Origin of the sequence: Lysobacter soyae (assembly GCF_019551435.1) — a bacterium.
In the GTDB taxonomy this organism is placed as follows: Bacteria; Pseudomonadota; Gammaproteobacteria; order Xanthomonadales; family Xanthomonadaceae; genus Solilutibacter; species Solilutibacter soyae.
Window position 1 is genome coordinate 965,760 of sequence record NZ_CP080544.1, and the last position, 13,795, is coordinate 979,554.

Below are 13,795 nucleotides of genomic sequence, written 5' to 3' on the forward strand. Positions count from 1 at the left end.
GCGGGCCTGCATGTTTACGCCTGAAGGTTTGGCCGACGCCCTCAAGCATTCCAGACGCAAACTGACCTCCATCCGGCCTGAATCACGCGAGTCGAACGCTGCGCGCGTGCACGCGATCTTGGATGCGCGGCCGGCGAGTGCGCCACAACCGGTGTTCAGTCCGGTCGGCTTGAGCGATGTGTTTTTTGAACGCGGCCCCAAGCCACCGACGCGCCGCCTGCCGGAGCTCACGCGCTGGCAAGCCATCCGACGGCTCTTCAATCAGGAATGGATGCCGCCGGGACCGGAAGATCGCAAACTCAGAATCTCGGCAGCCTTCATCAGTACCTTGATGAACCTGTTTTTCTTCGCGATGTTGTTGTGGCTCATGTATTGGAAGTTCATGATGCCGCCTCGCCCGCAAATGGATGAAAGCATTCGCGTGCAAATGATCGGCGCGGGCGCACCTGAAGAAGAGGGCGGCGGCGCGCCCGAACGGGCCGGTGATATCGAAGTGGCGTCGGCTCAATCCCGTTCTGCGCAATCCACCGTCGACGCACCCGCATCGGAATCTGCCAATGCGATGACGCCGGAGATGGTGCAAGAAAATATCGAGGCAACCAGCGTCCCGGTCACGCAGGCCACCGTGCCCACGCACAGCAACATCACGCCGCCGATTCAGCACATTGAACAGCCTGTCGAGAGCCAGCCGATTGTTGCAAGTAAGCCGACCCCGGCGGTGACCGAGTACCGCGTACCGGATATCAAACCCATGCCGCTGCCGGCGCAGCGCCCGGTTGAATTGAAAGCGGAGACGTTACCCGAGCTGTCGACATTGCCCATGCCCGCAGAGCCTGAGCCCGCGGCGCCCCGTGTTTCCATGCCGAATGTTCGCATCGCGCCAAATACGCAGGCACCCAAGGGCATGCAGGCCTCGGACTTGACCGGTGCGGTCAAGGCTTTGCCCAATCCGACGCCGTCCAATGGAAGCGCCGCCGGTCAGGCAGATAGTTCTGATAAGGCACAGGCCAGCACCACGACCGGCGCGCAAAACGCGGCTACGAATGCCGCGCCGACGGCCGCTGCCGGCAACAAACAAGGCGTGGCCGCGAACGCTCAGGGTGCGGGTGCCGCAACTTCGCCCAAACAGGGCAGCGTGCCCACGCCGATTCGTGGTGATGATTGGGGCGATGCGAAAAAGAACGTGGCGGGGAAGCCCAAAGGTGGCAGCCGAGGCAACGGAAAGGCGAACGGCACCGGAAACAACACTGCAGGCATTTTCAATCCTGATGGCAGTATCCGGTTGCCGGATCAATTCAAGGCGAAGCCGCCGGATCCCTACAAGGAAGGTTCTTGGATGAAGCGTCCGGGGATCGTTGTCCAGGACACGGTGTTCAACAAGTACTGGCGACCGCCGGGAACCTTGCTTGAAGATTGGGTGCGCCGGGGCATCAAAGCGATTTCGATTCCGATCCCGGGCACCAATATGGTCTTGAACTGCCAGATTTCACTGCTGCAGTTGGGCGGGGGTTGTATTCCGGGCAGCGGAAAGAACGGTCCCAAAGACAACCCTGCGACCGCGCGACCGCCGCCGGATATTCCGTTCAAACGTGAGTTGTTTGAGGACCAAAGTGTGTTGGGACCGCCGAAAACCGATCAAGCAAAGAAGCCGGCCAACGACGAATGGTCAACCAAGCCGGCCTCGTCGCCGTGAAATCCTGACGTAAAAAAAGCCCGCAGTAGCGGGCTTTTTTCATCCACCGACAAAGTCAGTGTTGGTTTGCCAAGTCGCCGAGCTGACCCGGTTGCGACGAGAAATAAGCGGCCAAGTCCGAAATTTGTTGGTCGGTCAATTCTTTGGCTTGCAAGCTCATGATGGCGTGATCTCGCTCACCGTCGCGATACATGATCATGCTGTGCGCCAAATAGTCGCCGTACTGACCGGCCAAACGCGGGGTCAGATTGTTGACCGGTTTTGCGCCGCCCGGACCATGACAGGTCACGCACTTGGTTTCAGCGATTTCTTTGCCGGCTGCCATGTTCGGCGACGGCAAGCTTGCAAGCGAGCGCGACGAGATGTTCTCTTGCGCGGCTTCATGCGATTTTTCTGCCGCTTCATCTTTTTGTTCGGCATGCGATTCGGCTGTGGCGTCTTTATTGCCACTGCCGCATGCGGCCAGGCCCAACGAGGCAAATGCGATGAAACAGGCGACTTGAATACGTTTTGCAATCATCGGGTGGCTCACTTCGTCTTGATGCTGGACAGGTAGGCGGCGAGGTTCGCGAGATCTTCATCGCTGAAGCTGGCGGCCTGTGCCTGCATGGTGGCGTGCTTGCGCTTGCCGGCCTTGTAGTCCTTCAACGCATTCAACAGGTATTGATCGGACTGACCGGCAATACGGGGAATGTGGTAGTTCGGGTACGCATTCTTGTAACCGGTGATGCCGTGGCAACCCAGACAGGTGAAGGCGATTTCCTTGCCGCGTTTGACGTTGACGTCAGCGGCTTGGGCCATGGCAGGCATGGCGAGTGTCAGAACGATGGCCAGGCAAAGCTTTCGCATGTTGAAGTCTCTTGCGCGGGGCGCGTACGCCCGTGGGTATTCAGTGGGGAAGTATAGCCCGACCGCGCATTCAAGTCCTGCAAGCCCATGACCTGTGGCGGATATGACCTCTGGCACGATGGAAAAACAGGAAGGTGTTATATCTTGCCCAAACACCTCGAATCTATTGCTCAGGCTCTTATCTATGCGCGTCGACAAAACTCACGGACTCTCCGGCAAAACCTGGTTGGCGATCGTGCCATTGGCACTGGTCATCGGCGTATCCGGCGGTATGGCGGGCTGCAAGAAGGGCGGTCCGGGTGGCGCCGCGCAAGGCCCCGGGATGGGGAAAGACGGCAAACCCCAAGAGACGATTGTCTCTGTTGAAGTCGCACGCGTTGCCACGCGTCCGATGTCGGCAAGTTTCAGTGGCACCGCGGCGCTGGAAGCACGCAACGAGGCTCAAGTGGTCGCCAAGACCTCCGGCATCGCGCAACGTGTGATGGTGGAAGAAGGGCAACACGTCGGCGCAGGCCAAGTGCTCGTGCAGCTCGAAGATGCGCAACAGAAGCTTCGCGTCCAACAAACCTCCGCACAAGTCATGAAGCTCGAGCGCAGCTATGCCCGCGCCCAGCAACTCGCCACGCAAAAGATGGTGAGCGCGAATGATGTCGATCAACTCCGCTTCGATCTGCAAAACGCACGTGCCGCGTTGAATATCGCCAAGTTGGATTTGAGTTACACCCGTGTGGTGGCACCGATCTCCGGTATCGTGGCCTCGCGCTCGATCAAGACCGGCAACTTGGTCCAAATCAGCAATCCCATTTTCCGCATCGTCGATACCAACCGGCTTGAAGCGACGTTGAACGTGCCGGAACGCAATGTCGACGTCATCCGCGCCGGCTTGCCGGTTCAATTGAGCCTCGATGCCGTTCCTGGCCAAGTGTTTGAAGGCAGCGTCGCGCGCGTGTCGCCCGTGGTGGATTCGGGTAGCGGCACCTTCCGTGTGGTCACAGCATTCAACGGTGCAGGCGTGCTGCAGCCGGGCATGTTCGGACGCATCAATATCGTGTTCGACCAAAAAGCCAGCGCCATGGCAATCCCGCGCGCAGCGTTGCTCGAGGACGAAGGTGAAGCCGCCGTGTTCACGGTGCGGAACGGAAAAGCAGCACGCGTCTCGGTCAAAACCGGCTATTCCGAAGGCGAATGGATCGAAATCGTCTCCGGTTTGAACTTGAACGATCCGGTGGTGACTGCCGGCAAGGCGGCATTGCGTGACGGCGTGAAAGTCCAGGTCATCAACGAAGGCAAGCCGGTCGCACCGGCACCGGCTGCGGCCGCCGCGAAGACGAAATAACCATGAGTACCTCTGAAACCTTCGCAGCCCGGACAGAGGCACTGAAGTCGGGACTGGTTGAATTCGCCACCCGTCGTCGCGTCACCATCGCGATGCTGTGGGTCACCTTGTTCTTGTTCGGCATGATTGCCTTGCGCGACTTGAAGGTGAACCTGCTGCCGGATCTCAGCTATCCGACCCTGACCGTGCGCACCGAATATACGGGCGCCGCGCCGGCCGAAATCGAAACACTGATTTCGCAGCCGGCCGAAGAGGCCTTGGGAGTGGTCAAGAACGTGCGCAAGCTGGAATCGGTGTCGCGTACCGGTCAAAGCGACGTGGTGCTGCAGTTCGCTTGGGGCACCAACATGGACCAAGCCGGTCTGGATGTGCGCGACAAGATGGAGGCGCTGCAGTTGCCGCTCGACGCCAAGCGTCCGGTGATGTTGCGATTCAATCCGTCGACGCAACCCATCATGCGATTGGCGCTGGCGCCCAAGGTCGCCAAGACCGGTAGCGATGGTATTGATACGCAACTGGTCGGTCTTCGTCGCTTCGCCGATGATGACCTTAAGAAGAAATTGGAAACCGTGGCCGGCGTTGCAGCGGTGAAAGTCGGCGGCGGCCTCGAAGACGAAATCCAAGTGGATATCGATCAGCGCAAGCTCGCGCAGCTTGGCATTTCGATTGATACCGTCATCAATCGCTTGAAGGCGGAAAACGTCAATGTTTCCGGCGGTCGTTTGGAGCAGGGCGCGCAACGCTACCTCGTGCGCACCGTCAACCAATTCCAGGATGTCGAGGCGATCCGAAACATGCTGTTGACGGTGCAATCCGCCGGCAATAGCTCATCGGCCGCTGCGGCCGCGCGCATGGCGCGCATTGCCGCGGCTTCCGGCTCTGCAGAGGCGGTCGCTGCGGCCTCGGGGTTGGACACCACGAATAGCGGGTCCTCGGTGCCGGTGCGTCTTGGCGACGTTGCTACCGTCACGCAGTCCTGGAAAGAGCGTGAATCCATCATTCGACTGGATGGCCGCGAAGCGATCGAGTTGGCCATCTACAAAGAAGGCGATGCTAATACCGTTGCAACGGCAGACGGCTTGTTGGAACGCCTGAAAAGTGTGCGTCAACAATTGCCGGCCGATGTCGAATTGACCACCGTTGAAGACCAGGCGGTTTTCATTCGTCACGCCATCAGCGACGTGAAGTTGGACGCTGTGATCGGCGGCTTATTGGCCATCCTGGTGATCTTCCTGTTCCTTCGCGACGGATGGAGCACGTTTGTCATTTCGTTGGCCCTGCCGACGTCGATCGTGACGACCTTCTTCTTCATGGGACAGTTGGGTTTGTCGCTCAACGTGATGTCGTTGGGCGGTTTGGCGTTGGCGACCGGCTTGGTCGTTGACGATTCAATCGTGGTTTTGGAGTCCATCGCGAAGGCGCGTGAGCGCGGCTTGGGAATCTTGCAGGCCGCAGTGACGGGTACGCGGGAAGTCGGCATGGCGGTTGTCGCGTCGACCTTGACGACGATTGCCGTGTTCTTGCCGCTGGTGTTCGTGCAAGGGATTGCCGGTCAATTGTTCCGCGATCAGGCGCTGACGGTCGCTTTGGCGGTCGCGATCTCGTTGGCCGTGTCCATGACGCTGGTGCCGATGTTGTCGGCGCTGAAGGCGAAAGACGTTGACGCGTATCCGGAAGAAGCGCCGCATCCGCAATGGCAGCCTGAGAAGAAATGGCAAAAGCCGGTCGCGAAAGCCGGCCGCGGTGTGGGCATGGGTTTCGGTGCCATCGGCTACGGCTTTGCGTGGCTGGTGATGCGCGTCTGGAACGGACTGTCACGTGTGATCGGTCCGGTGATGCGCAAAGCCAGTGATCTGGTGATGGCACCTTACAACCGCGCTGAGCGCATGTATCTCAACATGTTGCCGAAGGCGATGGGCAAGCCGGTGTTGGTGCTCGTCGTGGCGGCGGCCATGTTTGTGGTGTCAATGGCGATTCTTCCGTTCCTCGGTGCGAACCTGATGCCGCAACTGGCGCAGGACCGTTTCGAGATGACCGTCAAGTTGCCGCCGGGAACGCCGCTGGCGACCACGGACGCCTTGGTGAAGGAACTGCAAACCAAGCATGCCAAAGAGCCGGGTGTCTCAACGTTGTTCGCGGTGAGCGGTAGCGGAACACGCTTGGATGCGAACCCCACGGAGAGCGGCGAAAACATCGGCAAGTTGTCGGTGGTAATGGCCGGCGGCGGAAGTGAAAAAGTCGAAGCGGACACCACTGCCAAGCTCCGGGAGACGATGAAGTCGCATCCCAATGCCCAGGTCGATTTTGCCCGCCCCGAACTCTTTTCGTTCTCGCCGCCTTTGGAAATTGAGATCGAAGGTGACAATCTCGACACCTTGAAGGTTGCCGGTCAAAAACTGGCGGCATTGCTGCGCAACAACCCGCACTACACCGACGTGAAGTCGACGGTGGAGCAGGGTTTCCCTGAAATCCAGATCCGTTTCGATCAGGAACGCGCAGCAGCCTTGGGCCTGACCACCCGACAAATTGCCGACATTGTCGTCAACAAGGTGGCGGGTAATGTCGCCACGCGCTACAGCTTCCGTGATCGCAAAATCGATGTGTTGGTGCGTTCGCGTCCCGAAGATCGTAATTCGGTCGAAGCCATCCGCAATTTGGTGGTGAACCCGGGCAGCGGTGCGCCGATCACCCTGTCGTCCGTTGCCGATATCGTGGAAACCACCGGCCCTTCGGAAATCCATCGTGTCGACCAGCGTCGGGTCGCAATCATTTCGGCCAACCTTCAAAACATCGACTTGCAGGGCGCGGTACGGGAAGTGAACGAAATCGTCGCCAAGAATCCGTTGGATGCGGAAACCGATTTGCATATCGGTGGTCAGGGCGAAGAATTGGGTGAGTCGTTGCGTTCATTGCTGTTCGCATTCGGACTGGCGGTTTTCCTGGTTTACCTGGTGATGGCGTCGCAATTCGAATCCTTGCTGCATCCCTTCGTAATTTTGTTCTCGATTCCGTTGGCCCTTGTCGGTGCGGTGCTTGCCCTTTTCATTACCGGCTCGACGATATCCGTCGTGGTGTTCATCGGGCTCATTCTGTTGGTGGGCTTGGTGGTGAAAAACGCCATCATCCTCATCGACAAGGTGAACCAGTTGCGAGAAGAGGGCGTCGCCAAGCGAGATGCCTTGGTGGAAGGTGCGCGTTCGCGCTTGCGCCCGATCATGATGACGACCTTGTGTACCTTGTTCGGCTTCTTGCCGCTCGCGATCGCGACCGGTGAGGGCGCGGAAGTGCGTTCGCCCATGGCTATCACGGTGATGGGTGGTTTGCTCGTGTCGACCTTGTTGACGCTGATCGTGGTGCCAGTGATTTACGACTTGCTTGATCGCAAGCCGGACAGCTTCTACAAGGAGCGCGGTGACCGGGCACGTGCAGTGATCGCCGCAGGCGACCACGAAGTGGCGGATCACGGGTAATCGCCATGAGCTTGTCTGAATTCAGCATCAAGCGTCCCGTCACCACGATCATGTTGTTCGTGTCCATGGTCGTGGTCGGGCTCATTGCCGCGGTGCGGTTGCCGTTGGAAATGATGCCGGACATGTCGTTCCCGTTCGTCTTCGTGCAACTGCCCTATGCGGGCTCAACACCTGAAGAAGTCGAGCGGAACGTGGTTCGCCCGGCCGAAGAGGCACTCGCCACCTTGAGTGGTGTGCAAGCTTTGCAATCGCGTTCACAGGCCGACAGTGGTTCGGTCATGGTGTTGTTTCGCGATTGGAGTAAGGACGTCTCCATTGCCGCCTCGGAAGCCCGCGAACGATTGGACGCCATTCGCGACCAATTGCCGGACGACTTCCAGCGCTATTTTGTGTTCCGCTGGTCGGCCACCGATGAGCCGGTGATCACGCTGCAGCTGACGAGTGATTCCGATCTGCGCACGCAAAGCGAAATGATCGATCGCGAGTTCAAGCGGCCGCTCGAACGGTTGGCGGGCGTCGCGAAAATCGAAATCGAGGGCGTACCCAATCAAGAGTTGGAAGTTGCCGTCAAACCGGATCGACTGTCCGCTGCCGGGCTCGCGCTGAACGACCTCGTGACCAAGCTGTCATCCGCCAATTTCTCGGTCTCGGCGGGGCAAATCGACAACGGTGGATTGCGCTATCGCGTTCAACCCATCGGCGAGCTCAAGAGCGTCGAGATGTTGCGCAACATGGTGGTCGCGTCCAATGGCACGCGCCTTGGCGATATTGCCGACGTGCAAATGCGCGACCAGCGCATGAATTACTCGCGCACCATTGACGGCAAGCCGATGGTCGCCATCGATATCTACAAAGAGCGCGCGGCCAACATCGTGGAAATCAGCAAAATGGTCCGTGAGGCGGTGAAGGACATCGAGGCCTCGCCTGAAGCCAAGGGCATCAAGATCGACATCACCGACGACCAGGGAGAGGGCGTCATCAGCTCGTTGATGGCCTTGGCCGAGGCTGGCGCCATCGGCTTGGTCTTGTCCATCCTGGTGTTGTACTTCTTCCTGCGCCACTGGCCTTCCACCTTGATGGTGACGTTGGCGATTCCGATCTGCTTCATCATGACCTTGGGCTTCATGTATTTCGCCAATGTCACCTTGAACATCCTCACGATGATGGGCCTGCTGCTCGCTATCGGGATGTTGGTCGACAACGCCGTGGTCGTGGTGGAGAGCATCTATCAAGAACGCGAACGCTATCCGGACAATCCGATGTACGCATCGGTGGTCGGCACCCGCCACGTGGCTATCGCGTTGACCGCGGGCACCTTGTGCCACTGCATTGTGTTTGTGCCGAACCTCTTCGGTCCGCGCAACATGATCACCATCCAGATGTCGCAAATTGCCATCACCATTTCGGTGTCCTTGCTGGCGTCTTGGTTGGTGGCGGTGAGCTTGATCCCGATGTTGTCGGCGCGCATGAAAACGCCGCCAGCGGTGAGTTCGAAGAAAGGCCTCATTGCGCGCCTGCAATTGCGCTATGCCACCTTGTTGCGCTGGACGCTCGAGCATCGCGGCAAGAGCATCATGGGCATCGTATTGGTCGTTCTCATCAGCGTCGTGCCGATGATGCTGACCAAGAAGAGCATGTTCGATGCCGATGATCCGGCCGAGATCGAGATGTTCTACAGCTGGAACGGTTCCTATTCCAAAGACCAAATGGGCGAGGAGGTGAAGCGTGTCGAAGACTTCATCAACAAGAACCGCAAACGCTTTAAAGTCACCGAAGTGTCGTCGCGCTACAGCGAACAGGGTTGGGGTCGGACGACGCTGAAGATCGACGCGAAAGATGCGAAGGTCACCAAGGATATCCAGGAGCTGATCCGCAAGGAGATGCCCAAATCCGCACGAGCCAAGATCGGCATCGGTCAGCAGGACGGCGGCCAAGGCGGCATGGGGCAGGATGTCCGCATCCGATTGGTGGGCGACTCCACGCAACGCTTGGAAGACATCTCCAAAGAAGTCATCCCCTTGTTGTCGCAGCGTAAGGAATTGCGTGACGTCCGCATTGATACCGGTGATCGGAACAGTGAGGTCGGCATCACCGTGAACCGCGAACGCGCAGCCGCCTACGGCTTCAGCACCCAAGACGTCGCGCGCTATATCGGCATCGCTTTGCGCGGCTCGTCATTGCGTGAATTCAATCGCGGCTCTGAGCAAATACCGGTAAACGTGCGTTTTGAAGGTGCTGAAGAATCCACATTGGAGCAATTGCGCGCCTTCATGGTGACCGGCCCTGATGGACGTCAAATTCCGCTGATGGCCATGGTGGACGTGGGTGTGTCGCCTTCGGCCACACAGATCCAGCGTCTCGATCGCCAGACCTCCTTGCAGTTGACCGCGAATGTGTCCGCCGACTCGAATCAGGACGAAGCCAAAAAGGCCATGGAGGACGTGCTCAAGGCCTATAGCTTCCCGCCGGGATACAGCTATTCGACCAAGGGCTTCGGTCTGAACATCGGCGAGCAGGAAGCGATGGCGCAGATGGGCTTCAACTTGCTGATCGCGCTGGTCATGATTTATGTGGTGATGGCCGCGGTGTTCGAGTCGCTGCTGTTCCCGGCGGCCATCATGAGCGGCGTGGTCTTCTCGATCTTCGGTGTGTTCTGGTTGTTCTGGATCACAGGCACGACGTTCAACATCATGGCCTTTATCGGCATCCTGGTGTTGATGGGCGTGGTGGTGAACAACGGCATCGTGATGATCGAACACATCAACAACTTGCGCCGACGCGGCATGAGTCGAACGGATGCGTTGGTCGAGGGTAGTCGCGAGCGTTTGCGTCCGATCCTGATGACCATGGGCACGGCGATTCTCGCGATGATTCCGATTGCGGTGTCAAACACCCAGATCGGTGGTGAAGGTCCGCCTTACTTCCCGATGGCGCGTGCCATCGCGGGCGGCTTGGCATTCTCCACCTTGGTGAGCTTGTTGTTCCTGCCGACGATCTACGCGCTGCTTGACGACTGGCGCACCAAGAGCGGCAAGAAGTGGGCGTGGGCACGCGATTGGCAATGGCGCGGCAAAAAGTCGAAGTTGCCGCCCGTCGAATCCTCCCTTCTCCACAAAGTGGAGAAGGTGCCCCGCAGGGGCGGATGAGGCGCTCTTCAAAAAAGCACCTCACCCGGCGCATTCGCGCCACCCTCTCCACTTTGTGGAGAGGGGTAGATTGAAGATTCCCCGCAGGGGCGGATGAGGGTTTTTTAAGAAAACAGGTGTTTGGCGCCGCGGGCAATGGCAATCCATTCGCCCGCCATCATGCCGAAATTCGTCATGATGAAGACCAGAATCACCCGGCACACACGGTTTGAGTACCAACCCTTGAGCGTTTGCGCATCGTTTCGCAAAGACATGAAGTCCGCATAAGTCGGGTTGCGCATTTTCAGTTCAGCCAAGCCGCTGAACATGCCGGCCGGCATGCCCGGGCGAAATGGTTTGAACGGTGCGACGATCGCGGCAGCGAGTACCGAGAACGGATGCCCGGCAGCCAATGCGGCGCCGAGCGCAGACAATCCTGCCGTCCACACGCTCCAGAGGATGATCAGATCCATGCCTTTGGTGAAGCCGCCGTGGGCGAAACCCCAAATGATGCCGCCAATCACCAGTGCTGAGATGAGCAAGGTGATCCAAGGAATCTTGCGCTTGCTCACGACTTCGTCGAGTGCGGAGATCTTCTCCGAAGGCGGTGCACTCTCGTTGGCCAAGTAGTTGGCGAGGCCTTTCAAGTGGCCCGCACCGACAACCGCCAGAACGCGTTTTCCGCCCTGCAACTGACGCAGCTTCGCTGCCATGTATTGATCGCGCTCATCGATCAGCGCGGAATACAGGGCCGGCGACTCATTGGCGAACTCGCCGAAGCTCGCTTCGAGCATGTCGCCTTCTTTCAGATTCTCGATATGCGATTCGCTGACTTCCTCGTCGGCGAACAGCGACGTGATCATGCCGCCGGCGATTTTCATCCGGTCCCAAAACTTCAATCGCTGCATGCCGCGCTTGAACGTGATGCCGATCTCGCGGTCGATCAGGTGCACCGGTAAGTTGCGTGCTTTGGCCTCGGTGGATGCGGCCTTCAGCTCCGCACCCGGTTCGATGCCAAGCTGCTCGGCCAAGCGCCGTTGATAAGCCGCAAGTGCCAAGTTCGCGGCAAACATCGCGACTTTGTTTTCGCGCATCACCTTGGCAAGATCCAGATTTGCCATGGCATCCGGATTGAACAGCGCCTCGTGGCGTTGCGGATCCAACTCAATGGCAATCAGATCGAAGTCACCTGACGACACCGCTTCACGCACGGCTTCGGTGCTTTGGTGGGAGACATGCGCCGTACCCAACAAGGTGTAATGAACGCCGTCGCGTTCAACTTCGGCAATCGGTTGATTGCGCCAATCGGCGATGACGGGCTCAGTCACGGAAACGTTTCGTCAAATCGCCGTAGGCGTCGATGCGGCGGTCACGCAGGAACGGCCAAATACGCCGCACGTGTTCGCTGCGTTGCATGTCCACGTCCACCATCAATAAAGTTGGTTCGGTGCCGGCTTCGGCGAGCATTTCGCCTTGCGGGCCCAAGACGTGGCTATTGCCCCAGAAATCGATGCCGGAAGCGCCCAGCGGTGATGCCTCATGACCGACACGGTTGCACGACAGCACCGGCAGGCCGTTGGCGACCGCGTGGCCGCGGTGGCTCAACACCCACGCATCGCGCTGGCGATCTTTCTCTTCTTGCTCGTCGTCGGGGTCCCAACCGATGGCCGTCGGGTACAACAGAAGATCCGCGCCCGCCAAAGCCATCAAACGTGCGCCTTCGGGATACCACTGATCCCAGCACACCAACACGCCCAACCGACCCACGGACGTATCAATGGGTTCGAAGCCGAGGTCGCCCGGCGTGAAATAGAACTTCTCGTAGAAACCCGGATCATCCGGAATGTGCATCTTTCGATACTTGCCGGCGGTAGAACCGTCAGCATCGAAGACGACCGCGGTGTTGTGATAGAGGCCGGTCGCGCGCTTTTCAAACAACGAACTGACCAACACCACGCCGTGTTGCTTGGCGAGTTTGCCCAGGCGCTCGGTGCTCGGCCCGGGGATTCGCTCAGCCAAGTCAAATTCGTCCACCGACTCGTGTTGGCAGAAATACGGCCCGTTGTGCAGCTCTTGCAACAGGACGAGTTTGGCGCCTTGCTTGGCGGCTTCGGCCACGCGGTCATCGATCACGGCAAGATTGGCGTCGGCGTCGCCTTGATTGCGTTCCTGAACCAAGGCAACCGGGAGTTGTGCGTATTTCATTGCGGATGTCTTCGCGGTTTGTACGAAATGGATGGGTCCATGCTACCGAGCATCAGGTAAATGCACGGCAACAACGGAATGGGTCAAACCAGACCCCGAGGCAGTTGCATGGTCAGGCAATGCAGACTGCCGTTTTGCCAGATCAAGGGGCGGCAGGGAATCTGCACGATTTCGCGATCTGGGAACGCGGCCTGCATGACCTCGGCTGCCGGTGCGTCGGCGTCATCGCCATAGGCGGGCATCAACACCGCGCCATTGACGATCAGGAAGTTGGCGTAGCTCGCCGCGAGACGTCGACCTTCATCCAGAATCGGGCGTGCCCAAGGCAACGGGAACAGCCGGTATGGCTTGCCATCGCGCGTGCGCAAAGCAGAGATTTCTTCGGCCATTTTCTTGAGCTCGACGAAGTGGCTGTCGGCTTCATCGTCACAAGCTTGGTAGACGATGGCGTCTTCGCTGGCGAAGCGAGCCAAGGTATCAATATGGGCGTCGGTGTCGTCGCCTTCCAGATAGCCATGGTCGAGCCAGAGCACGCGGTCTTGTTTCAGCCAGTCACAGAGCTTGTGTGTGATGTCTTCACGACTGGCATCCGGGTGACGCTCGTGCAGGCAGGTCCATGTGGACAACAAGGTGCCTCGGCCATCGGTTTCAATCGCGCCGCCTTCTAATGCAAAATCGATCGGATGGCGCGTGGCATGGTTGAACACCGACTGGCGATCCAACTGCTCGATAATCTGATCGTCCTGGCTCGCGCCGAACTTCCCGCCCCAGCCGGTGAAGCGGAAGTCGTTGAGTAAATAGCGTCCGTCGTCGAGCAGCGTGATCGGACCGCTGTCCCGCAACCAGGTGTCGTCATAGGGCACTTGAACGAACCGGACGCGCGCCATGTCGATACGATTGCTGCGAAGCCGCGCCTCGGCATAGGCTTCCACGTCATCATCGCGGACGATGATCACGACATCTTCGAAACGTGTGATGGCTGCGACGAGCGCAACGTAGGTTTCCTCGACTTCGCCCAGTCGCTCGGCCCAGTCCGTTTCATCGTTGGGCCAAGCAATCAAAATCGCAGATTGGGGCTCCCATTCCGCGGGGAAACGCGCGCTTGAATTCATGAATT

Annotated in this window: 9 protein-coding genes; 4 read left to right on the forward strand and 5 right to left on the reverse strand. The window is 58.8% G+C overall.

Annotated elements, in window-relative coordinates; translation table 11 throughout:
* Positions 1-10: 10 nt before the first annotated feature.
* Positions 11-1,693: a hypothetical protein gene (locus tag H8L67_RS04640; protein ID WP_220380577.1), complete on the forward strand. Its 1,683-nt coding sequence runs from the start codon at positions 11-13 to the stop codon at positions 1,691-1,693.
* Positions 1,694-1,748: 55 nt separating this feature from the next.
* Here H8L67_RS04640 and H8L67_RS04645 read toward each other — a convergent pair whose 3' ends face one another.
* Together H8L67_RS04645 and H8L67_RS04650 are read right to left on the reverse strand one after the other, a co-directional pair.
* Positions 1,749-2,213 carry a c-type cytochrome gene (locus H8L67_RS04645; protein WP_220380578.1) on the reverse strand — a complete coding sequence of 155 codons (465 nt, stop codon included), beginning with the start codon at positions 2,211-2,213 and terminating at the stop codon, positions 1,749-1,751.
* An 8-nt stretch (positions 2,214-2,221) separates the two neighbouring features.
* Complete coding sequence (locus tag H8L67_RS04650) at positions 2,222-2,542, reverse strand: c-type cytochrome (protein ID WP_434063418.1); 321 nt, start codon at positions 2,540-2,542, stop codon at positions 2,222-2,224.
* A gap of 232 nt (positions 2,543-2,774) precedes the next feature.
* On the opposite strand from H8L67_RS04650, the gene H8L67_RS04655 reads away from it, so the two are divergent.
* The 3 genes from H8L67_RS04655 to H8L67_RS04665 are packed head-to-tail and all read left to right on the forward strand — an operon-like array spanning position 2,775 to position 10,494.
* Positions 2,775-3,878 (forward strand): efflux RND transporter periplasmic adaptor subunit, encoded by a 1,104-nt coding sequence (locus H8L67_RS04655; protein ID WP_434063426.1) that lies wholly within the window; start codon positions 2,775-2,777, stop codon positions 3,876-3,878.
* A gap of 2 nt (positions 3,879-3,880) precedes the next feature.
* Positions 3,881-7,348 (forward strand): efflux RND transporter permease subunit, encoded by a 3,468-nt coding sequence (locus tag H8L67_RS04660; protein ID WP_220380579.1) that lies wholly within the window; start codon positions 3,881-3,883, stop codon positions 7,346-7,348.
* Between the two features lie 5 nt (positions 7,349-7,353).
* Positions 7,354-10,494, forward strand: coding sequence for an efflux RND transporter permease subunit (locus H8L67_RS04665; protein ID WP_220380580.1), 3,141 nt, complete (start codon positions 7,354-7,356; stop codon positions 10,492-10,494).
* 104 nt (positions 10,495-10,598) lie between these two features.
* Here H8L67_RS04665 and H8L67_RS04670 read toward each other — a convergent pair whose 3' ends face one another.
* From H8L67_RS04670 to H8L67_RS04680, 3 genes are all read right to left on the reverse strand, one after another.
* Entirely contained in the window at positions 10,599-11,801 is a 1,203-nt protein-coding gene (locus H8L67_RS04670) for a TraB/GumN family protein (RefSeq protein WP_220380581.1), read from the reverse strand.
* Positions 11,794-12,678, reverse strand: coding sequence for a carbon-nitrogen hydrolase (locus H8L67_RS04675; RefSeq protein ID WP_220380582.1), 885 nt, complete (start codon positions 12,676-12,678; stop codon positions 11,794-11,796). Before H8L67_RS04675 ends, H8L67_RS04670 begins: the two co-directional genes overlap by 8 nt.
* A gap of 83 nt (positions 12,679-12,761) precedes the next feature.
* Positions 12,762-13,790, reverse strand: a complete 1,029-nt coding sequence (locus tag H8L67_RS04680) for an agmatine deiminase family protein (protein WP_220380583.1) — start codon at positions 13,788-13,790, stop codon at positions 12,762-12,764.
* Positions 13,791-13,795 lie beyond the last annotated feature (5 nt).